Here is a 20,570-nt window from a genome sequence, read left to right as displayed (position 1 = left end):
CTCCGTTTCAAGATAATTGCCAACATTGAATGATAATACACGTTAATGCACTTTATAACGCGTTTATTTATACACTTTGTCTAATAAACATGTTGCCAAAACCTACAAAGAATAAATGCCATATACAGTTTAACGGCCAAGTCAGGACTATATATGATGGCTTTCTCAGATAATTTCACCACATTCAATTAGCCTCTAGCTGCTTCATTTGATGTTCATTAAATATAAAATTACTCACTATATTCTCCCACGCTCGTTTGCATTAGTTTGATTATAAATGCATATTCAGACTCTGGATATACTAAAAACCTGAATGAGGGCACTTTTTTTCAAGTGTCCACTATTCAGGTTACAGTTCACATTACGAGTGAGGGTAGTTTTTTTACATCCAGCAGGAGGGTTAGGTGCATGATCAACTTTTATTGTTTAGTGTACCTTAAAACGCATATTGGGTATAGGTGAGCCCAGCATAGATATACTTTAACAAATTTTCATACTTTTCCTGTTTGCAGCCCATATTGTCTCCAAAAGGATATTGTGGAATTTTTAGATCCCTTCATAGTAGAAAAATAATTTTTAAAATATTTCAACATTTTCCTTTACGGTGTCGATTATCATGTTGTATATTTATCATACAAATTAATGGTAACGCTTTCATTGCGAAGGGTTGAAGGAGGAATGAATTTGTCTGCATGGGATTTAGCAATTGATGTGGGGCTGATTTCGGTTTTATTGTTATTTGGTGTCGTATTACGGGCAAAGGTGCGAATCGTACAAAAGTTATTTATCCCCGCTAGTATTATTGCTGGGTTAGCGGGGCTGACCTTGGGACCAAATGGGTTTAATGTGCTACCATTTTCCGATTTAGTCAGTGCTTATCCGACGGTATTAATTGCTGTTATTTTTGGAGCCATTCCTATAGGAGCTGCACGGGTGAATTGGAAGCAAACATTTGGAAGGGTAAGGAATATGTGGGTGTATTCCATGCTCCTCACTATGTTGATGTGGGGTGGTGGAGCTGCTATTGCGTACATATTATTAGCAAATGTATGGGACATCCCTGCAGGTTTTGGATTGATTCTAGGTGCTGGATTCCTTGGTGGACATGGGACGGCAGCAGCTGTAGGAGAGGCTTTCAGCGGTCTGGGCTGGGAAGAGGCTACAGCATTAGGCTACACTTCGGCAACGATAGGCTTGATCTGTGCTATTCTTGGCGGGCTCCTGCTCATTAAAATGAACGCTCGTAACAATCAGACGAATTTTATTACCGATTTTCAGGACTTACCAAATGAATTACGTACTGGTTTAGTTCCTCACAAGCTTCGTCAATCCTCTGGGAGTGATACGGTATCAAGCAATACGGTGGATCCTTTGTTTTTTCACATTGCTATTCTAGCTGTAGTTGTAATGGCCAGCTATTTTCTACAAACAGCTATTCAGGCAGTATTTCCAAAGGTTAGTATTCCGTTATTAAGCCTTTCCTTCGTAGTGGGGTTAATAGCGCAATTAATTTTAAATGCTACTAAAGCTAATGACTATGTCGATAAGCGTGTTATTGATCGGCTGAGCGGTACTGCAACAGATCTGATTGTCGCCTTCGGGATTACGTCTATTAATCTTGCGGTGGTAGCTGCTTATGCTTGGCCGCTTATAGCCTTATTCATCTTCGGTATTATTTGGGCGTATTGTATTTTCCGTTTTATAGCTCCCCGTGTTTTTCATCAACATTGGTTCGAGAACGCTATTTTTGGATGGGGTTGGAGTACGGGAACCGTTGCAATGGGGATTGCTTTATTGCGCATTGTAGACCCTAAAACCAAAAGTACTACGCTGGATGACTACGCATTAGGCTATGTCGGAATGGTACCTGTCGAAATTTTAATTATTACGTTCGGTCCGATTATGATGATGGCAGGAGCAGGCGGCTTATTTTCCCTTATATTGTTGGGAGCTAGTGGTGTTCTCATCATTATTGCAGCCAAATCCGGCTGGCTCACTTCTATTCAAGAGACTAGAAATATAGGGAGAGGCTCTAATGTCTCCTAAAAGAGAGGTAGTAATCTAATATGAAAATAGAGAGAAAAAAAGTATCTATGCAAGTATTTGATCGTATCAAGGAATACATTCATGAAGAGAAGATGAAACCTGGTGATCGATTACCAACAGAAAAGCAATTGTCAGAAATGTTCGGTGTTAGCCGTACACCAGTGCGAGAGGCATTAAGCGTTTTGGAAGCAAGTGGATTAACCGTGTCCAAGCAGGGAGGCGGTAGTATAGTGCAGGCAACGTCCCTTACTAATTTAATAGAGGAAACTCAATTTGAGTTTGTAGATTCGGAAGAAGTATTAAATCTACTAGAAACACGAATCATTCTAGAAACTGAGGCTGCTCGATTGGCTGCCGAACGTGGGACCGCAGAAGATAAAGAAAGAATTAAAGAGAAATTAGAAGACCTTCGAGCTTCCCAAAATGATAATCGCGTAGGCTATAAAGAGGATATTGCCTTTCATAATGCGATTGTACAGGCCACTTACAACCCAATACTTGTACACAGTGTAGAGAGTGTAACAACTTTATATGATAAAGCTATCCGGTTCTCCCTGAAGAAGAACATGGGAATTTCCGAAAAGCGCGCCCAGGTGCTCAGCGAGCATGAACGAATCTATACAGCTATCCGACTGGGGAATGGCAGCCAAGCAAAAGAAGAAATGTATCAACATTTAAATAATGCTTGTAAAAAATTTAAACAATCGTTTGATCAAGCATTAAATTCATAAAAGTAAAGGGAGAGAGACCAATGATTGAGAAATCCGTTCAGTTCTACAGTGAAGGCTATAAGCTACAGGGGATGCTTTATTTACCAGATGATTACGAAGGGAAGGGGAAGCAGCCAGCAATTATCGCTAACTCCGGGTATCAAGGGGTGAATGAATTTTATCCCAAAATGTTTGCAGAAGCTCTTACTGCAAAAGGGTATGTATGCTTCGGCTTTGATTATCGTGGCTTTGCAGATAGCGAAGGAGATCCTGCCCGTGTCATTTTGGAGGAGCAGGTGGAGGATATCCGTAATGCATTGACATTCTTACGCGCACAAAGTGTAGTGGATCATGAGCGTATCGGCCTGATTGGATGGGGCATGGGTGGAGCAAACGTTGTCCGTGTAGCAGAGAAAGAGGACATAGCAGCTATAGCAGCCTTGAACGGATTTTATAATGGGGAGCGTTGGCTGAAAACGATTCATTCTTATGAAAATTGGTTGAAGGTGCTGGAGGAGGTATATGAAGACAGAGTATTGCGAGTGACAAACGGGGAATCAAAGCCTGCAAATCCTTTTTTACACTATTTGTTAGATCCTCCTACCCGTGAATATGTGGACCAAGAATTGGCTTCTAAGAAGGGATTTGGCGGACAGACACGTATCCAATTCACCGATTCTATTTTGGAGCTGGATGCGGAGGAATCGGTTAAGAAATTAGGAGATACTTCATTGTTTGTGGCGCATGGAAGAAATAATGTTCTTCATCCAGTTGAGGAATCTATCTCTCTATTTAATACGGCAGCATGTCCGAAGGTTTATTACGAAATAAACGGTAAGCATAACGATTTCATGTATAGTGACAATGCAGAGTTTCAAGCATTAATGGAAGAACTGCATGTCTTCTTTAATGAGGCGCTTTGTTATGTATGATAATAGGGACAACCAATTCGAATACCATCCACTACTTAAGGGAGCTTATGAACTTCATGTTCATAGCTCTCCTAGTGCTTTTCCCAGGAAACAGACGGATTGGGAGCTAGTAGAGGAAGCGAGGAAGGCTGGAATGAAAGGGTTAGTAATGAAGGCGCACGAAGGAGCGACCTTTGATCGAGCTGCTCTTATTCGGGAGAAAATTCCAGATATGCACGTTTATGGTGGACTGGTTTGTAATCTATTTACTGGTGGACTTTCCTCTCATGCTGTAGATATGGCATTACGTATGGGGGCTAAAATGATATGGATGCCCACTATATCAGCCCATCAGCACGCAAAGTATTTTGCTGAGCATCGGCAGGAACGGTTCTTTAATAGTGAAACGACACTGGATGATTCGCAGTCTAATCTAACTATATTAACAAAGGACCACCAAGTAAAAGACGAAGTGAAGCGGATTCTATATTTGATAGCTTCATACGATGCCATACTTGCCACAGGTCATCTTTCTCCTTACGAAGTGGATATATTGGTAGAAGAAGCAAGGTCAATAGGAGTGGAAAAAATATTAATTCAACATGCGGACCTCGGAATTGCCCGGATTCCCATGGATTTACAAAGGAAATTAGTGAACCAAGGGTGCTACATCGAGAAATGCTATTTAGCATGTGGAAATGATTTTAATAATATTACGATCCCTCAAATGGCTGAATCTATTCAGTCTCTAGGAGCTGATTCTTGTATTCTAGTAACGGATTATGGGCAGCCTCACAATCCTACCCCCGTTCAGGGGTTAAATCAATTTATTAAGGAGCTGTTAGAGGAAGGGATGGAGGAAGATATAGTAAGAACAATGATTACAACCAATCCTGAATCATTGTTATTTAGTGAAGACCAAGGAAAAGGAGGGGATTGAGTGACTCATTGGATGGAAGCTATTAGAGAAGAAATACCAGATTCGCAAATAATGATTGAACTATCAGATCGGTATAGTTATAGCTTTGATGCTTCCTTCGGTGAACATCTTCCAGACGTAGTTATTCAGGCTAAGAATAAACAGGAAGTTGTTCACATTGTTACAATAGCCAACCAATTTCATATTCCTATTTATCCCCGTGGGCAAGGAACTTGTTTAAGTGGCGGCCCCCTTCCTGTATACGGTGGCATAGTTCTAGATTTATCACAATGGCCAGAACAAATCGGAATGAGTGCGGATGATTTGACCGTAACCGTTTCCCCAAGTGTGCTCACTGCTCGTATAAACGAAGAGGCTGAAAAACACGGGCTTATGTATGCACCAGATCCAAGCAGTGCCCATGTTGCTACAATAGGAGGGAATCTCGCTGAAAATTCAGGTGGACCCCGTGGTCTGAAATATGGAGTGACAAAGGATTTTGTATTAGGATTAGAACTTGTGACTCCAGAAGGTGATGTCATACGTACAGGGGGGCAGACGATAAAAAATGTGACAGGGTTTGACTTAACAAAATTAATCATCGGGTCGGAAGGAATGCTTGGCATCATCACGGAAGCTACGTTAAAGCTTGTTCCAAAACCACCAGCTGTCCAAACGATAATGGTCGAGTTTAACAATGTTCAGACAGCTGGAAGGGCTATATCGCGCACCTTAACGTCTGGAATACTACCTACGAAAATGGAGCTCATGGATCAAGCATGCATTCATGCTGTAGAACATTTCAAACCGTCAGGACTGCCCATGGAGGCAGATGCGATTGTAATAATTGAGCTAGATGGACATCCGGAAACACTTAGAATTGAAACGTCCTTAATTGAAGAAATCATGCATGAAATTGGCGCCTCTCGTGTAAGTATCCCGACAACAAGGGAGGAAGCCTCAAGGATATGGAATGCGAGGAAGCAAGTTTCTCCAGCTATTGCTCGGATTAAGCCCACTAAGGTTTCCGAGGATGCAACTGTACCGCGAAGTAAAATTCCTGATATGATGGATCGGCTTCAAAGCATTAAAGAAAAATACCACTTAGACGTAGTGGTGTTTGGCCATGCGGGTGATGGCAACCTCCATCCCAATATTTTGTGTGATCAGCGAGATCAAGAAGAAATGGCTCGCGTGGAGCGAGCTGTAGAGGAAATTTTTCAGGCAGCCATTGACCTTGGTGGTACATTATCTGGGGAGCATGGGATAGGAACGATGAAAGCACCGTTTATGAAACAGGAGCTTGGAGATGCTGGCTTAGAAATGATGAAGCGGATTAAAGATGCTTGGGATCCGAACGGAATTATGAACCCAGGAAAAATATTTCCTGAAAAAGGTCAAAAGCTGGTGTTGCAAAATGAGTGAGCTACAATCTCTACAGCAGAAGATTAATTATGATAAGACGTTTGATTGTGTCCAATGTGGCTATTGTCTTCCCGCTTGTCCTACCTACGAAACGATGGAGAGAGAAACACACTCTCCTAGAGGACGCATCAACCTGGTGAAAATGGTAGCGGAAGGAAAGGCTGCGATTGAAGATTTAGAAGAACCGATTGAAAAGTGTCTTGGGTGTATGGCTTGTACAACGGTTTGTCCAACCGATGTGCAATATGGGCACATCTTAGAAGGAGCAAAAGAGGTAATTGAGGACCATAAAATAAAATCGCCATCGCAACTAAAAGTGGAAGAATTTCTATTTGGTACCTTTTTCCCATCCGATAAGTGGATGAATACACTTGGCAACTTATCCTGGTTTTATCAACGGAGTGGGATTCAAGCCTTTGCCAATATGGCGCGTCTAACGAAACTAGCTCCCCTGCATTTGGATAAGTTTGAACAGGTGATACCGCCCCAGCCGTCACCAAAAGAGCGCTCCCAAAGGGAAAATCGATATATACGGAAAAGACCAGCACAGGCAAAGGTCGCATTCTTTACAGGATGTGTGATGGATAGTGTATTTTTCCGAACCAATCAGAATACTATAGAATTGCTACTGCGCTGTGGGTTTGAAGTGATATTACCGGGACAGCAAACTTGTTGTGGTGCGCTGCACGCTCACTCTGGAAAGATAGAGGATTCCGTAGAGCTTGCGAAGCGTAATATAGAAGCCTTTGAGCAGGAGCAAATAGATTATATTGTTAACAACGCAGGGGGATGCGGTGCTCGTATGGTAGAATATCATCATTTATTTGAAGAGGGTACCTTGTGGCATAAGCGTGCTAAGCAGTTCGTGTCCAAAATCAGGGATATTTCAGAAGTTCTTATAGAAATTGAGGATTTGTCATTCCATAAGCAGGTGGATAGAACCATTACGTACCAGCCCTCTTGCCATATGACTAACGTGCAGCATGTTAAAAATCCACCACTCCAGTTAATACAAAAGGTACCAGGTGTTACGTTAAAAGAGTTATCCCGCCCTGATTTCTGTTGTGGGTCTGCTGGTATCTATAATATTATTCATTACGAAGATTCCATGGATATTTTAGATGTAAAAATGAAAGACGTCTGTAGCACAAATTCAGATTCAGTCGTGACCACAAATCCAGGATGTCTCTTACAAATGAAGCTAGGAATAGAACGAGAAGGAGTTACCCAGAACATGGATGCTGTCCATCTGGTTGATTTACTGTTGGAAGCTGATCCAGAGCAAAGATAAAAAAACGCCCTTCTAACACCAGAAATAGTTACATGCAGCTCCCTCTCCCTAGGCAAAAAAAAGAGAGGGGGCTGATGATGTGCACTCCACTCCCATTCCCTTGTTTCTTTTCCCCGAAAAAAGGTTACATATATATAAGTACCCATGAAAGCTATAATAACCTCAAGAGTTTGTTTCATAATAGAATGAATGAAATGGAGGAGATAGAATGAAAGTACTTATTGTAGGAGCGAATGGTCAGATTGGAAAGCACTTGGTAAAGGACATTCAAGACCATGATAGCCTGAAAGCGAGAGCGTTGATTCGTAAAGAAGAGCAGGCTTCCTATTTCCACGATTTAGGGGCGGAAACGGCCATTGTTGATCTGGAAGGGGAAGTAGACAACATTGTAGAAGCTGCAAAAGGGGTTGATGCACTTGTCTTTACTGCTGGTTCAGGTCCGCATACCGGTCCGGATAAAACGATGATGATTGATTTGGATGGTGCGATAAAAACGATGAAGGCGGCTGAGCAGGCCGGGGTTAAGCGGTATGTTATGATCAGCTCCTTTGACACGAGACGGGAAGCAATTCAGTCTGCGTCAGAATCCTTTGCACCATACGTTGTTGCCAAGCATTATGCAGATGAATGGTTAAGAGGAACGAATTTAAATCACACCATCATTCATCCAGGAAAATTAACGAATGATGATGGTACCGGTCACGTAGAGGCAGCTGCTGAGGTGGAGCGAGGAGAAGTTCCAAGGCAAGACGTGGCCCGTGTTATTCTAGAAACACTCGTTCATGATTCAACCATTGGGAAGGAATTCCAAGTGGTTTCTGGGCAGCAATCTATTACAGATGCAGTGACGTCCCTGTAGGACTGGAGAGTTTGGTTTATCCTACTTAGCAAAAAAAAGCCTCTCAAAGGGGGAATCCCTGTTGAGAGGCTTTCTATTGTTATTTTTTATTTACAGAAGCGTCATGAATGCCTTCGATGGTCTGGTCTAGTGTCTGGTTGAATTCCTCGTCGGATTGATTGGCGTTTAAGTCGCCGATCAGAGCGCGGGAGAAGCTTGCGATAACGCCTTCGTTCTCTCTTAGCTTCTCATTGGCTTCTTCTCTTGGGTAGCCGCCAGATAGTGCAACGACGCGGACAACGTTTGGATGCTCAACTAATTCCTTGTATGCATTGGCTTTTGTAGGAATAGATAGCTTAAGCATGACGTGCTCCTCATTGGATAAGCTGTTCAAATGCTTGAGAATTTCCTCTTTCAGAATGTCCTCTGATTTCTCTTTATCCTCACTGTGAATGTTTACTTCTGGTTCGATAATTGGGACAAGACCTGCTTCCATGATGCGTTTAGCAACGTCAAATTGCTGGTCGACAACAGCTTTAATACCAGCTTCGTTTGGCTCATGGATAACCGAACGCATTTTTGTACCAAATATGTTGCGCTCGTTCGCACGTTTCAGTGTTTCGTCTAAGTCGTGAATAGGCTTCATGAGCTGGACACCGTTCTCTTTGTCTGCCAGTCCTTTGTCTACCTTTAGGAATGGGACAACACCTTTACTATCTAGGTAATCCCCAGTGTATTTGCCCTTAATTTCACGGTCCATCGTTTGTTCAAATAAAATAGTTCCAAGGATGCGGTCGGAATCAAAAGCCGGAGAGGTAATGATTCTCGTACGCATTTGGTGAACGCGATCAAACATTTCCTCTTCGCTTGAATAAGCATCTTCCGGTACGCCATAATCTGCTAGTGCCTTCGGTGTACTTCCTCCACTTTGGTCGAGGGCTGCGATAAATCCTTTACCGTTCTTGATCTTATCAAATTGTTTGGTGTTCATCGTGATCACTCCTTTTTCAGATTAAGTACGACCATATGTAGGGTTCCCTTCTTTAAGGGACACATAACCCCAAATACATATCGAATCCTACGTTAAGGTATTTCAACAATAACGCTGCCGTATCCTTCCCCTTGCTCCACTTTTATATTTGCATCCTCTATTTCATCCAGCGAAAATGTATCGAGCGTTCTGTGCTGGAGTCTGTTTTGTTCGAGAGCTGCAGTAATATCACGTATTGCTTCCTTCTTAGCTTCTTCCGGCATGGCATATACGATGACCATTCTAATGGTAAGATTCATGAACATCATCTGCTTGAACGGCAGCTTTGGTTCGGGAATAACCGTAGAAGAATAGGTTGCAATGGTACCGCCTATTTTTATAACCTGTAACACATTGTCCAGATTAGCCCCAAATTCTACATCAATAACTCGATCTACTTTTTGACCATTTGTAAACTCGAGAATATGTTCCACCATGTCTGCCTTCGTGTGGTCTACGACTAAATCTGCACCTGCCTCGAAGCAAAATTGACGTGCTGCTTCATTGCTAGCTGTCGTAATTACGGTTGCGCCTGCTTGCTTTGCCAATTGGATAGCATAATGTCCAACCCGGCCGGCACCACCTGTAATAAAGAGCAATTGATCCTCAACTGGTCCATCGGAAAAGACGCAGCGATGTGCCGTCATAATCGGTATTCCAATTCCCGCTCCTTCCACGAAGGAGGTTGTTTCCGGTAAACGAACAGCTCTATTCGTATCAATGGCTACGTATTGAGCGGCAGTTCCCTGCAAACGGTTATATTGAGCCTGATAGACCCAAACGCGCTCCCCAATGCGACTATGAGGGACTCCCGTTCCAACAGCTTCAATAATACCCGCTCCGTCACTGTTTGGAATAACAGCACCGTTATCCAACAAATCTAAGAAGGAGCCGCTTCGTTTCTTAGTATCTGAAGGGTTCACACCAGACGTCTTCATTCGTATTAATACTTCCCCATGTCCAGGCTGCGGTTTTTCTATTTCTCCTACTTCTAATACATCCTTCGCCTCTCCAAACTGATTAAACCAAGCTGCTTTCATTCCTATTACCTCCATTAGCTAACTCATACTCGTTGAAATGATTGGTTACGTAAGCATTCCATCATAAACCGTCTCCTATTGTCCACTATGAGGTCTTGCTGTATATCTAATAGGATGACCTGTACGACCTTCCGCATTCCTTTTTTTGAGGTGGTATTTAAATATAAAGAGAAAGCCAGCATTCAAGAAAAGTTCTCTACTGCACCATACGAGGCTGGGCAGCAGGGAAGGGAGGGATTGCCCAAACATCCCTTCCTACCATAAACGGATCAAACACCTTCCAAAAGCAAAACATGCCACTCCCCGTAAAAAAGGGAATGGCACATCTTGGTTTGCTATAACCCATCTAAGAGTACGCGGTCCCGCTCGCGCATCTTGTCGTATGTTTCTATGAGCGTATCAGGTACGAGCGTTCTTCCGTAATCCCACGCATTTCGTTCAATTTCGGCCTTCAACGCTTCGACTTCTTCCTCCTCGCCATACATCAGTGTACGCAGGTCGTGCTTGTGCTTTTTGAACGTCAAGTAGTAGCCGATCTCGTGGTAAAGCATGGATCGGACAAGGTGCTCATCCGAGTCTCTTATCTTCATCTTACTAATATAGCCATTGACCTCCAGGTAATTAAAGGTAATGGTATTGGTAGAAACATTGTAGCTCATTGGCGCAGATAGGTTATTGCTGAACTGATACTCTATTTGTAAATGGTGTTTCTGCAGGGTTTGTTCAATGATCTTCTCAATATGCCATATGTAAAGCATGACGTTCCCTCCTTCATATCGCTATCTTAAGAAGTACCTTCTTGATTACTCAATATAAAGGAAAAAAGTCGTTCTGAAAACGATAATCGCCCAACAAGTCTAAAAATAGCCGGTTTTATGTGCTGCTATTGTTTTTATAGGATAATGTGCAGGGAAATGTTTTATTTCTCCCCAATTAGGAATAGTATGTATCAGTATGTATGGAAAGGAGTGGTATAGATGGGGAAATGGATTGCGAATCTTGTAGCGTATCTGCTTGTCGTAACGGTAAATATTCTCGCTAACGCTCTTCCGCTGAATGGTCAGACGACGGGGGAGATCTCCAACAAGCTTGATGTAATCTTCACTCCAGCTGGCTATGTGTTTAGTATATGGGGGCTGATTTACATACTGCTAGGAATATGGGTTTTGCGGCAGTTTCCTGCAAGCCGGAGAAACCTTCCCTTATACCAAACTACGAGTGCTTTATTTGTGTTGAGCTGTGTACTAAATAGCTTATGGATTTTCATGTGGCACTACGAGTTCTTTGCGATATCCGTTATCGTTATGGTGCTATTACTGCTCACGCTCCTCCGCTTATACGTAAAGCTGAAGGAGACGGATGCTGTCTTTTTGGACGTAGTACCATTCTCTGTATATCTTGGCTGGATTAGTGTCGCTACTATTGCCAACATTAGTTATTATGTAACTTATCTTGGCTGGGACGGCTTTGGAATTTCTGACTCAGTCTGGGCGTTCCTTCTGCTTATAGTGGCAACAGTATTAGCAATCACGTTTTTGAAGAAAGAGAAGGACTGGGTGTACCCCCTTGTATTCGTCTGGGCTTTTATAGGTATCGGTGTGAAAAATATGAATGCAGACCTTCCATTAGTGGTCTATTCTTCTTATCTATTAGCTGGTATTATATTGCTCGCAACATTAGTGTTTCTCGTTAGGCAAAAACGCTAAACACTCGTAGAGCACTATCTTCCTTAATATATGGCTTCTCCCCCGTGTGGTTTACGGCGGAGGAGTCTTTTTTATTTTCGGGGCTGTTAAAGACCGTTGTTGTTAGTAAATGAATCCTCATGTATTGCAGGGTTAAAACAAATAGATTGACGCAATAGTTGCGTGGGTGTAACATATTTTATATAAAAGTAACATATAAGGAGTATTAGAATGAATAAAACGCAAAGGAACATTATGGAAGCTGCTATTCGAGTTTTGTCGGAGGATGAGTATGCATTGCTCGAAACCATTGCGGCAGAGGCTGGAGTTAGTCGGATGACACTTCACCGATATTTTAATACTAGAGAAACATTATTTGAACATATTCATGAACACTTGATTCAAAAACAGATGGTTATTTTTCAAGAGGCCAAGGAAAACCAGGGGGATCCCCTTGAGCAAATGAAGGAAATCATGAAGCGAAATGCAGGAGGAGATGGCTTTCACCTTTTGTATAAAGAGCATCGGGAGCATGAAGACCATGATCCGGAGACGTGTAAGTTCTCACAGGTAAATAAAGCTTTAGCTGAAATAATCAAAAGCTTGAGAGAGGCTGGATATCTTCAAGCCTACGTCCCGGATGCATGGGTTTTTCATATGTATGATGGCATTCTTTTTACAGCATGGGAAACGAAAAACAATGGTTCCGTTGCTCCAAAGGATATCCCAGATTTAGCTTGGAGAACTTTTAAGAACGGGCTGTTGGAAACAGAGGAGGAATAAGAGAGTGTCGGACAAAGAGCATTGGGAGGAATTATATAGAAGCAATGAGTATCCATGGACATTTCCTGATGAAATGCTTGTAGCAGCAATGAATAGGCACAAACCGGGTAAAGCCATTGATTTAGGTGCTGGAGAAGGTGGGAATAGCTTCTGGCTGGCCGAAAAGGGATGGGATGTGACAAGCATTGATCAGTCAGCAGCAGCTGTAGAGTTTATCCGTTCAGAATCAGACAAAAAAGGATATTCCATTAAGGCTGAGGCAGGGGATGTACTATCTTATACAAGTGAGGATACATTTGATCTTGTGCTGATTGCTTATGTCCATCTTGCTCAACAGGATAGGCGGCTGTTGTTTGAAAAGGTGGCACAGCTGTTATCAGATCATGGAATCTTAATATATCTAGGACTGTACAAGGAGGACTCGGGGCTTCCAGAAGGAGCACGTGCGGATGAATTTCCAGGGTCTATGCTGATTGCTGATGATATGACACGAACAGACGAGCTTGTAATTGTTGAGCAAGAGAATATTCAGCAGCGTCTGCCCATTGGACATATGGAAGGTTTCTATGAAGGAGTTACAGCAAAAGTTATCGCTAAGAAGGGGAGCGGGATGAATGAAAAATAGTATGTGGGACGTCGTTATTATCGGTGGGGGAGCGTCAGGATTAAGCGCTGCCTTAGTCCTTGGAAGGTCAAGAAGAAAGGTACTAGTGATAGATGCTCAGGAGGCGAGAAATCAAGTTACTCGTTCTTCTCACGGTTTCTTAACAAGAGATGGGATAAGTCCCGGAGAGTTCAAACAGATTTCGGTAGATCAATTAAAGCGCTATCCAAATGTGGTTTATAGAAAGGATAGAGCAGTCGACGTAAAGAAGGAGGATTCCTTGTTTAAGGTGGCAACGGAAATGGGAAGCGACGTTCTTAGTAAACGAGTTATCTTTGCGACTGGTATGAAGGAGGAGCTTCCTGATATACGTGGATTACAAGAAGTATATGGAACATCAGTATTTCCTTGTCCTTATTGTGATGGGTGGGAAAGAAGAGAGGAGCCCTTAGCTATATTCGGCAATGAAGAATGGCTAATGTCCTATATCAAACTGATTTGCAATTGGAGTCAAGATGTCATGATTTTTACCAATGGTCCTGCCAAGATAACAAAAGAGGAGAAGCGGGAATTAATGGAACGAAATATTCCACTGATAGAAACACCGATTGAATGCTTGCAATCTACAGATGGTCGCCTAGAAAAGGTGATTACAGCAACAGGAGACGCATTGGAGAGAAGTGGCGGTTTCCTTATGGAGACTGGGGCAACCCAGGCAAGCCGTCTTCCAGCTAAGTTAGGTATTGGGCTTGGAGAGATGGGCGAATATCATACACAAGAGGGTGGAGAATCGTCAGTTAAAGGGATGTATATTATTGGAGATGCTAAGAATACTTTCTCTGGTTTAATGAAGGCAGCAAGTGAAGGGTATGAGGTTGGCGCCAGCATTAACCATGAGTTAGTGCTGGAAGAGTGGTAGGCTATGGCGGTAAGGGGTATGTTCGTTTTACTGTCTGTGCAGAGTAGTATATAATAGGGTGTCAAATAAGAACAGAAGGAAGTTCGTATGAATAAACGGAAGAACCATAAATCTAAAAATGCAGGAAAAAAACAACATAGATCGGATAAACAGAATAGAAAGCCACACGCTCTAGAGGGCCATCAAAAGCGTAGCTCTGCCAAAGGAAAAGCAAACAATGCTTCAAAGCATGGTGGTAAAGCTGTAACGGCAGAGGTAACCTGCTCTGGTTTGACTAGTGAAGGGAAAGGCATTGCCCAGTGGAAAGGAGAGAGGCTGGAGATAGCCCATCTGATGCCTGGAGAAAAGGCAGAGGTGCTGGTTTCCAAAAAGGGACAGTTTGTACATGCGGAGCTGAAGCAGGTCATTGAATCTTCTAAAGATAGAGTCGCCCCGCCATGTCCTTACTATTATGAGTGCGGTGGCTGCCAGCTTCAGCATATGAATCAGCAGGCGCAAACCCGTTTCAAGCAGGAGACGGTGGATGTACTCATGAAACCATTTGGTAAGCCAGAGCCTATTATGACAATGGACCACCCTTATGATTACCGAAATAAGAGCCACACATCCTTTGGCCTTAATCAGCAACGGCAAGTGATAGGCGGGCTGTATGCTCAAAATACGCATGACATTATTCCGATGGATCGCTGCCTCATCCATGATCCGAAAGCAGATGAAATTGTGCAGACGATTAAAGGCATGATGAAGTCCTTCAAAATGCAGCCGTACAACGAAGACACAGGCAGAGGCTTCCTTCGCCACGTGCTAATTAAGGTCGGGAAGGTAAGCGGGGAAATTATGGTCGTCCTTGTAGCGGCATCGTCGGAGTTTAAAGGAAAGAACAACTTTGTGAAGGCATTGCGCCAAGCTCATCCAGAAATTACAACGATACTCCAAAACGTAAATAATCGAAAAACTAGCATGGTGCTCGGTGAACAAGAGAAGGTACTGTTCGGCAAAGGAACGATAACGGACACACTTGGTGGACTGAAGTTTGAGATCTCAGCAAAATCCTTCTATCAGATTAACCCAGTCCAAACGGAGAAGCTCTATACTAAAGCCATTGAAATGGCAGAGCTTTCCGGGAAAGAAACCGTAGTGGATGCGTATTGTGGTATTGGCACTATTAGTCTTATTGCTAGTCAAAAGGCCGGCAAGGTTATCGGCGTCGAGCTGAACAAGGATGCAGTACGCGACGCTATTCGAAATTCCAAGCGAAACGGAATAAAGAATGCAAGATTTTATCAAGGCGATGCAGGTAAGTTTATGGTCGACATGGCAGCACGTGGAGATAAAGCGGATGTCGTCATCATGGACCCGCCCCGGACCGGGAGTGACGAAGCATTCCTATCAAGCGTAGTAAAGCTTAAGCCGAAACGGGTCGTGTACGTTTCCTGTAATCCGGAAACCCAGGCTCGCGACTTGAAGTATTTAGTCAAGAACGGATACAAAGTTGACGGCATTCAGCCAGTGGATATGTTTCCGCAAACATACCATGTGGAATCTGTTGTGAAATTAGTGAGGGAATAAGGAGCAACTTAATGTCCTTTCCGTAACCATAAATCATAAAGAACAGAGCTTTTTTTGAAAAAAATGTAGATGTAGAGAGACAGTGGAGTGGGAGATTGACATTACAGTAAGACTTCCACTAGATGTGGAGTAATATGAAATAATTGAGTAAGGTGCTGTCCTCCAATGGATAACAGCACCTTCATAATGTTCCTCTAGTAAATACCTACCTTTGCTTCCTCAACCGAAATTTCTCCTTCAGGCCTTCTGCACTGCTTGGGCCTACATATAATTCAAATTCTCCGTTATCGCTTTTATATTCTAAATTAGCATGGTGGTACCTTAACTGTTCTTCCCTGATGTCGAAGGTAACGTTCTTTGATTCTCCGGGCTGTAGGTGAATTTTAGTGAAGTCCTTTAGCTCTTTCAAGGGACGGACGACTTCTCCTACAAGGTCTCTTACATAGCATTGGACAATTTCTTCGCCTGCGATTTGTCCGGCATTAGTAATAGTTGTCGTGACAGAAAGGATACTGTCTTCATCTATTTGGCTGTTGGATAGGGTTAGATTGCTGTATTCAAAGTGCGTGTAGCTTAACCCGTAGCCAAATGGGAAGAGTGGTTCATTTGGTATATCCAGGTATTGAGAAACGTAGCGTTCCTGGGCATCTGGTGCGTCTTTAGGTCGTCCAGTGTTGAAGCGGTTGTAATAGATTGGTACTTGACCAACGGAATAAGGCATGGACATGGTTAGCTTAGCTGATGGGTTTATGGTTCCAAATAGGATGTCCGATAGTGCGTTGCCGCCTTCGGTTCCAGGATACCAGGCTTCGATTACTGCGTCGGAGTTGTCAAGGACTTCCCTTAGATCAAGGGGACGGCCGTTAAATAATACGGTGACGATAGGTTTACCTAGTTCTTTCAGCTTTTTCAATAGGTCCAATTGTACTTCAGGGATACGGATGTCCGCTCGGCAGCCAGCTTCTCCGCTCATATCCGAATGTTCTCCTAATGCTGCGACAATAACATCTCCATTCTGTGCCGTTGATAGTGCAGCTTGAAGCTGTTGCTCTGTGCTTGTTTCAATATCACTGCCTTTTGCTGCAAAGAGCTTGTCCTGTGACACATATTGGGAGAGGCCTGCATGTACCGTAATCGTATCCTCAGAGGAACCTCCCCATGACCATGGACCAAGAATATCGGTGCTCTGTGCGAAAGGGCCGATTAAGGCGATGTTTTGCGTTGCCTCTAGCGGCAAGATATGTTCGTTTTTTAATAGAACGATAGATTGACCAGCTAGCTTTCTTGCTGCATCTCTGTGCTCTTTGGAGAGGACGATCTGGTTCTCCTCTTCTTCATTCGCACCTCGGTAAGGGTTTTCAAATAATCCTAGCTTCTGCTTCAGCTGTAAAATACGCATCACAGCTTCATCCAGCATAGCCTCCTCTAAAGCCTCTTCATGAATTAATTCCTGGATATGGTTCGTGTAACAGGAGGTCATCATTTCAATATCGACTCCAGCATTCATCGCTTGTTCTGCAGCTTGTTTTGCTCCTTCTGCTACACCGTGGGGGATAAGCTCTTTTACTGCTCCCCAGTCGGATATGAGTACTCCGTTAAAGTCCCATTCTTCTCGAAGAATGCCTCTTAAGAGGGGAGCGTTCCCAGTGGATGGGACGCCATTTAATATATTGAAGGCGGTCATTACCATTTGGGCTCCTTCATCTAATGCTGCTTTATAGGCGGGGAGATAGTGCTCCCGCAGCATCCACTCAGACATATCAACAGTGTTGTAGTCTCGTCCTCCCTCTGGTGCTCCATATGCGGCGAAATGCTTAACACAAGAGGCAACCTTGGAGGTGTCGTGTTCTAAATCTCCTTGATACCCGCGAACGAACGCTCGGGCAAAGGTGCTATTTAGGAAGGGATCCTCACCAGTAGCCTCCATTACTCTTCCCCATCTTGGTTCTCTCGATAAATCCACCATAGGAGCGAAGGTGACGTGGACTCCGGCTGTGGATGCTTCCTTTGCAGCAATGGCGGCACTTTGTTCAGCAAGCTCTAAGTCCCAAGAGCAAGAAATGCCTAATGGGACAGGGAAAATAGTCTTAAACCCATGGATAATATCGGACATGAATAATAATGGGATTCCAAGCCTGTTATCCTCCATATGTACTTTTTGTATGTTGATTGTTTCCTTGGCTCCTGAAGCCCCTAAAACCGACCCTGTATTGGGTATATCCTCTTCCTTAATATTCATATTCTCCATCGGTCCTGTAATTTCGCCCCGATCTGTTGCCCCTTTAAAGAAAGGAGTAGCTAGTTGCACAAGCTGTCCTACCTTTTCTTCCATCGTCATTTGCTTTAATAGATTATTTAATTGCTTATCTGTCATATAGTCCCCTCCTAAAAAACGAATTAGTGAAACGTTTCAAGAAACATATAGGTGCAGTATAATTTGGGTAAATCCACAAGTCAACCTTTTAAAACGCAATATTATAACGATTTAAAAAGATTTCAAAAAAATCAGCAAATCTATTGAAAGCGGATACACAATACATTATAATGCGTGTATCGAAACGTTTCAATTAAACTTTTTTACTAAAGGGGTGCGTGTGAGTGAAGTGGAATGTGATGACTGTAATGGCTTTATTATTAGTTATGCTTGGGTTGGTAGGGTGTTCCAATAGTTCGTCTTCAGGGGATGGGGACAAAAATACCGTAACGGTGTGGGCTATGGGAGAAGAGGGTAAGAAGCTTCAGGATTTTAGTAAGACATTCGAAGAAGAGCATTCGGATATGACTGTGGATGTACAGGCTATTCCTTGGGATAAGGCCCATGATAAGCTCCTCACAGCAGTGGCTTCTGGCAATGGCCCTGATGTCGTGCAGCTAGGGACGACGTGGGTATCAGAATTTGCTGATGCTGGCGCATTGCTTGATATTTCAGAGTACATGGAAGACTATCCTAATTTCTCAAAGGGCAATTTCTTTGATGGATCTGTATCAACGATGGAGTATGAGGATCAGGTAGTGGGCGTGCCATGGTATGTAGATACAAGGGTTATCTATTATCGGACCGATTTATTGAAGGAAGCGGGCTATGAGGAGCCTCCAAAAACGTGGGATGATTTAAAGGATGCTGCTACGAAGCTTTCTGATCGCGGAGAAGATATGTATGGCTTGGATATTGATCGTAATGATCAGATTACGCCGTTCATTTTTGCTTGGCAGAATGGCTATGAAGCGGATTTAGAAAATGGAGAGCTAAATTTCGAATCAGAGGCGTTTAAAGGGGCTATGGAATATTATACGAGCTATTTTAAAGAAGGTCTAAGTCCAACGCAGGAAGGCAAGGACATAGTTGAGGCATTTAAAGATGGTACGAAGCCAATGTTCTTTAGCGGGCCGTGGATGATTAATATTATTAACGATCAAGCTCCTGATTTAGAGGGGAAATGGGCTACAGCGGTTATGCCGGAAAAGGAGCAGAACACATCTAGTATGGGTGGGTCTAATCTTTCCGTCTTTGAAAGCTCAGATAATAAAGAAGGAGCTTTAGAGTATATTTCCTTCATGACCGAAGTGGAAACGCAGCTGGACTGGCTGGAAGAGTCCAATACCCTGCCTTCTAGAACAGAAGCGTGGGAAGACCCAGTAATGCAGGATGATCCTATGTATGCAACGTTCGGAGAGCAGCTAGAGAATACGAAGCCAGGACTGCAGACAAAGCAATTTGAGCGAATCGCTCAGGAATTACTCAGCTCCATTGAACGAGTGACAGAGGGTGGAGCAGATTTGGATAAAGAGCTGGAGGAGTTTAATCAGAAGGCGAAGGAATTAGTGGAAGAGTAAAAACCAATGGAGGAGGTGGTGGCGCGGTGTTTCCATCATCCTCTATCCATGTCATCTCGAGATAGGTGGGTTCATATGAATCAATTTAAAAATAGACATCCCTATATGTTCATAGCACCAGCTGTCGTGTTACTGTCCTTGTTTAGCCTTTTTCCAATTGTTATAGCCTTTTTTATCAGCTTTACGGATATGAATTTAAAGGGTCTTGCCGATTGGTCGTCTATTTCCTTTGTGGGAATAGAAAATTATCAGGATTTATTCGCGGACGATACGTTTATTAAATCCATATTCAATACGTTATTTTACGTCGTGTTTGGTGTGCCGCTCGTGATTGCCTGTTCTTTATCCATAGCGTTGTTACTAAACTATGGGACGAGCTGGGTGTTTAACACTTTTCGTGCGGTTTATTATATGCCTTCGATTACTAATATTATTGCGGTTGCTGTTATTTGGGGGTATTTATACAACACGGAGTATGGGTTGTTTAACTATATCTTATCCTTCTTTTCAATCGATAAGGTCGCCTGGCTGGAAGACCCCCTCATGGCTAAAATCTCTCTCATCCTATTAGCTGTTTGGAAAGGGATTGGCATTAATATGATTATATTCCTTGCAGCATTACAGGGGATACCGAAATCGTATTATGAAGCAGCTAAAATAGATGGCGCAAACCGATTTCAGATGCTCTTTAGCGTTACCTTGCCATTGCTTCGTTACGCTACCTTCTTTGTAACGGTGACGACCTTAATCGGCTGGATGCAGTTTTTCGAAGAGCCGTTCGTCATGACGGATGGAGGACCCTTAGATGGAACAATTTCTGTTGCGCTTTTCATTTATAAGGAAGGCTTTCGATTTAGTGAATTTGGCTACGCCGCTGCAGGGTCGTTTGTGTTGTTCGCCATGATTATTGTCGTAACGCTTATTCAGTTTAAGTTTAGAAAGTCGGATACGGAGTATTAATGGAGA

General features: G+C 43.0%; 18 protein-coding genes. 14 read left to right on the top strand and 4 right to left on the bottom strand.

Going from position 1 to position 20,570, the window contains the following annotated elements; translation table 11 throughout:
- Positions 1-678 precede the first annotated feature (678 nt).
- The 7 genes from ACFFGV_RS19895 (at position 679) to ACFFGV_RS19865 (ending at position 8,161) form a co-directional block, all read left to right on the top strand.
- Positions 679-2,046, top strand: coding sequence for a sodium/glutamate symporter (locus tag ACFFGV_RS19895; protein ID WP_377351633.1), 1,368 nt, complete (start codon positions 679-681; stop codon positions 2,044-2,046).
- Positions 2,047-2,066: 20 nt separating this feature from the next.
- The gene (locus ACFFGV_RS19890; RefSeq protein ID WP_377351631.1) at positions 2,067-2,777 is read left to right on the top strand and encodes a FadR/GntR family transcriptional regulator; all 711 of its coding nucleotides are present in this window, start codon (positions 2,067-2,069) and stop codon (positions 2,775-2,777) included.
- Between the two features lie 20 nt (positions 2,778-2,797).
- Positions 2,798-3,688, top strand: a complete 891-nt coding sequence (locus tag ACFFGV_RS19885; RefSeq protein ID WP_377351629.1) for an alpha/beta hydrolase — start codon at positions 2,798-2,800, stop codon at positions 3,686-3,688.
- Positions 3,681-4,607, top strand: a complete 927-nt coding sequence (locus ACFFGV_RS19880; protein WP_377351627.1) for a DUF6282 family protein — start codon at positions 3,681-3,683, stop codon at positions 4,605-4,607. Before ACFFGV_RS19885 ends, ACFFGV_RS19880 begins: the two co-directional genes overlap by 8 nt.
- A gap of 12 nt (positions 4,608-4,619) precedes the next feature.
- Entirely contained in the window at positions 4,620-6,011 is a 1,392-nt protein-coding gene (locus ACFFGV_RS19875; protein WP_377351740.1) for an FAD-binding oxidoreductase, read from the top strand.
- Positions 6,004-7,302 (top strand): (Fe-S)-binding protein, encoded by a 1,299-nt coding sequence (locus ACFFGV_RS19870; protein ID WP_377351625.1) that lies wholly within the window; start codon positions 6,004-6,006, stop codon positions 7,300-7,302. The genes ACFFGV_RS19875 and ACFFGV_RS19870 overlap by 8 nt, the downstream gene beginning before the upstream one ends.
- 208 nt (positions 7,303-7,510) lie before the next feature.
- Positions 7,511-8,161 carry an SDR family oxidoreductase gene (locus tag ACFFGV_RS19865; protein ID WP_377351624.1) on the top strand — a complete coding sequence of 217 codons (651 nt, stop codon included), beginning with the start codon at positions 7,511-7,513 and terminating at the stop codon, positions 8,159-8,161.
- A gap of 79 nt (positions 8,162-8,240) precedes the next feature.
- On the opposite strand, the gene ACFFGV_RS19860 is transcribed toward ACFFGV_RS19865, so the two are convergent.
- The 3 genes from ACFFGV_RS19860 to ACFFGV_RS19850 all read right to left on the bottom strand — a co-directional run bounded on the left by ACFFGV_RS19860 (position 8,241) and on the right by ACFFGV_RS19850 (position 10,968).
- Positions 8,241-9,131, bottom strand: a complete 891-nt coding sequence (locus ACFFGV_RS19860; protein WP_377351622.1) for a fructose bisphosphate aldolase — start codon at positions 9,129-9,131, stop codon at positions 8,241-8,243.
- Positions 9,132-9,223: 92 nt separating this feature from the next.
- Complete coding sequence (locus ACFFGV_RS19855) at positions 9,224-10,210, bottom strand: NADPH:quinone reductase (RefSeq protein WP_377351620.1); 987 nt, start codon at positions 10,208-10,210, stop codon at positions 9,224-9,226.
- 335 nt (positions 10,211-10,545) lie between these two features.
- Positions 10,546-10,968, bottom strand: a complete 423-nt coding sequence (locus tag ACFFGV_RS19850; protein WP_377351618.1) for a hypothetical protein — start codon at positions 10,966-10,968, stop codon at positions 10,546-10,548.
- Positions 10,969-11,187: 219 nt separating this feature from the next.
- Here ACFFGV_RS19850 and ACFFGV_RS19845 point away from each other — a divergent pair, with 219 nt between their 5' ends.
- The 5 genes from ACFFGV_RS19845 to rlmD all read left to right on the top strand — a co-directional run bounded on the left by ACFFGV_RS19845 (position 11,188) and on the right by rlmD (position 15,770).
- Complete coding sequence (locus ACFFGV_RS19845; protein ID WP_377351616.1) at positions 11,188-11,916, top strand: TspO/MBR family protein; 729 nt, start codon at positions 11,188-11,190, stop codon at positions 11,914-11,916.
- A gap of 210 nt (positions 11,917-12,126) precedes the next feature.
- Positions 12,127-12,678, top strand: a complete 552-nt coding sequence (locus ACFFGV_RS19840; RefSeq protein ID WP_377351614.1) for a TetR/AcrR family transcriptional regulator — start codon at positions 12,127-12,129, stop codon at positions 12,676-12,678.
- Positions 12,679-12,682: 4 nt separating this feature from the next.
- Positions 12,683-13,303, top strand: coding sequence for a class I SAM-dependent methyltransferase (locus ACFFGV_RS19835; protein WP_377351612.1), 621 nt, complete (start codon positions 12,683-12,685; stop codon positions 13,301-13,303).
- On the top strand, positions 13,293-14,201 hold the full coding sequence (locus ACFFGV_RS19830; RefSeq protein ID WP_377351610.1) for an NAD(P)/FAD-dependent oxidoreductase: 909 nt from the start codon (positions 13,293-13,295) through the stop codon (positions 14,199-14,201). The genes ACFFGV_RS19835 and ACFFGV_RS19830 overlap by 11 nt, the downstream gene beginning before the upstream one ends.
- An 87-nt stretch (positions 14,202-14,288) precedes the next feature.
- Complete coding sequence (gene rlmD, locus ACFFGV_RS19825) at positions 14,289-15,770, top strand: 23S rRNA (uracil(1939)-C(5))-methyltransferase RlmD (protein WP_377351608.1); 1,482 nt, start codon at positions 14,289-14,291, stop codon at positions 15,768-15,770.
- A gap of 205 nt (positions 15,771-15,975) precedes the next feature.
- Here rlmD and ACFFGV_RS19820 read toward each other — a convergent pair whose 3' ends face one another.
- Positions 15,976-18,144, bottom strand: coding sequence for a glycoside hydrolase family 3 N-terminal domain-containing protein (locus ACFFGV_RS19820; RefSeq protein WP_377351606.1), 2,169 nt, complete (start codon positions 18,142-18,144; stop codon positions 15,976-15,978).
- Positions 18,145-18,368: 224 nt separating this feature from the next.
- On the opposite strand from ACFFGV_RS19820, the gene ACFFGV_RS19815 reads away from it, so the two are divergent.
- Together ACFFGV_RS19815 and ACFFGV_RS19810 are read left to right on the top strand one after the other, a co-directional pair.
- Positions 18,369-19,604, top strand: coding sequence for a sugar ABC transporter substrate-binding protein (locus ACFFGV_RS19815; protein ID WP_377351604.1), 1,236 nt, complete (start codon positions 18,369-18,371; stop codon positions 19,602-19,604).
- A 75-nt stretch (positions 19,605-19,679) separates the two neighbouring features.
- A complete protein-coding gene (locus ACFFGV_RS19810) occupies positions 19,680-20,564 on the top strand; it encodes a carbohydrate ABC transporter permease (RefSeq protein WP_377351602.1) in 885 nt (294 codons plus the stop codon).
- The last annotated feature ends 6 nt before the right edge of the window (positions 20,565-20,570 follow it).

The organism is Pontibacillus salicampi (assembly GCF_042434395.1).
Classification (GTDB): domain Bacteria; phylum Bacillota; class Bacilli; order Bacillales; family BH030062; genus Pontibacillus; species Pontibacillus salicampi.
The sequence above is the reverse complement of the archived record's forward strand: the minus strand, read 5'-3'. Positions and strand labels throughout refer to the sequence as shown.

What these genes read in the sequence shown, in the direction of transcription:
- ACFFGV_RS19895 (WP_377351633.1), top strand. Translation starts at nt 679, where the DNA reads ATGAATTTGTCTGCATGGGATTTAGCAATTGATGTGGGGCTGATTTCG.
- ACFFGV_RS19890 (WP_377351631.1), top strand. Translation starts at nt 2,067, where the DNA reads ATGAAAATAGAGAGAAAAAAAGTATCTATGCAAGTATTTGATCGTATC.
- ACFFGV_RS19885 (WP_377351629.1), top strand. Translation starts at nt 2,798, where the DNA reads ATGATTGAGAAATCCGTTCAGTTCTACAGTGAAGGCTATAAGCTACAG.
- ACFFGV_RS19880 (WP_377351627.1), top strand. Translation starts at nt 3,681, where the DNA reads ATGTATGATAATAGGGACAACCAATTCGAATACCATCCACTACTTAAG.
- ACFFGV_RS19875 (WP_377351740.1), top strand. Translation starts at nt 4,620, where the DNA reads ATGGAAGCTATTAGAGAAGAAATACCAGATTCGCAAATAATGATTGAA.
- ACFFGV_RS19870 (WP_377351625.1), top strand. Translation starts at nt 6,004, where the DNA reads ATGAGTGAGCTACAATCTCTACAGCAGAAGATTAATTATGATAAGACG.
- ACFFGV_RS19865 (WP_377351624.1), top strand. Translation starts at nt 7,511, where the DNA reads ATGAAAGTACTTATTGTAGGAGCGAATGGTCAGATTGGAAAGCACTTG.
- ACFFGV_RS19860 (WP_377351622.1), bottom strand. Translation starts at nt 9,131, where the DNA reads ATGAACACCAAACAATTTGATAAGATCAAGAACGGTAAAGGATTTATC.
- ACFFGV_RS19855 (WP_377351620.1), bottom strand. Translation starts at nt 10,210, where the DNA reads ATGAAAGCAGCTTGGTTTAATCAGTTTGGAGAGGCGAAGGATGTATTA.
- ACFFGV_RS19850 (WP_377351618.1), bottom strand. Translation starts at nt 10,968, where the DNA reads ATGCTTTACATATGGCATATTGAGAAGATCATTGAACAAACCCTGCAG.
- ACFFGV_RS19845 (WP_377351616.1), top strand. Translation starts at nt 11,188, where the DNA reads ATGGGGAAATGGATTGCGAATCTTGTAGCGTATCTGCTTGTCGTAACG.
- ACFFGV_RS19840 (WP_377351614.1), top strand. Translation starts at nt 12,127, where the DNA reads ATGAATAAAACGCAAAGGAACATTATGGAAGCTGCTATTCGAGTTTTG.
- ACFFGV_RS19830 (WP_377351610.1), top strand. Translation starts at nt 13,293, where the DNA reads ATGAAAAATAGTATGTGGGACGTCGTTATTATCGGTGGGGGAGCGTCA.
- rlmD (WP_377351608.1), top strand. Translation starts at nt 14,289, where the DNA reads ATGAATAAACGGAAGAACCATAAATCTAAAAATGCAGGAAAAAAACAA.
- ACFFGV_RS19820 (WP_377351606.1), bottom strand. Translation starts at nt 18,144, where the DNA reads ATGACAGATAAGCAATTAAATAATCTATTAAAGCAAATGACGATGGAA.
- ACFFGV_RS19810 (WP_377351602.1), top strand. Translation starts at nt 19,680, where the DNA reads ATGAATCAATTTAAAAATAGACATCCCTATATGTTCATAGCACCAGCT.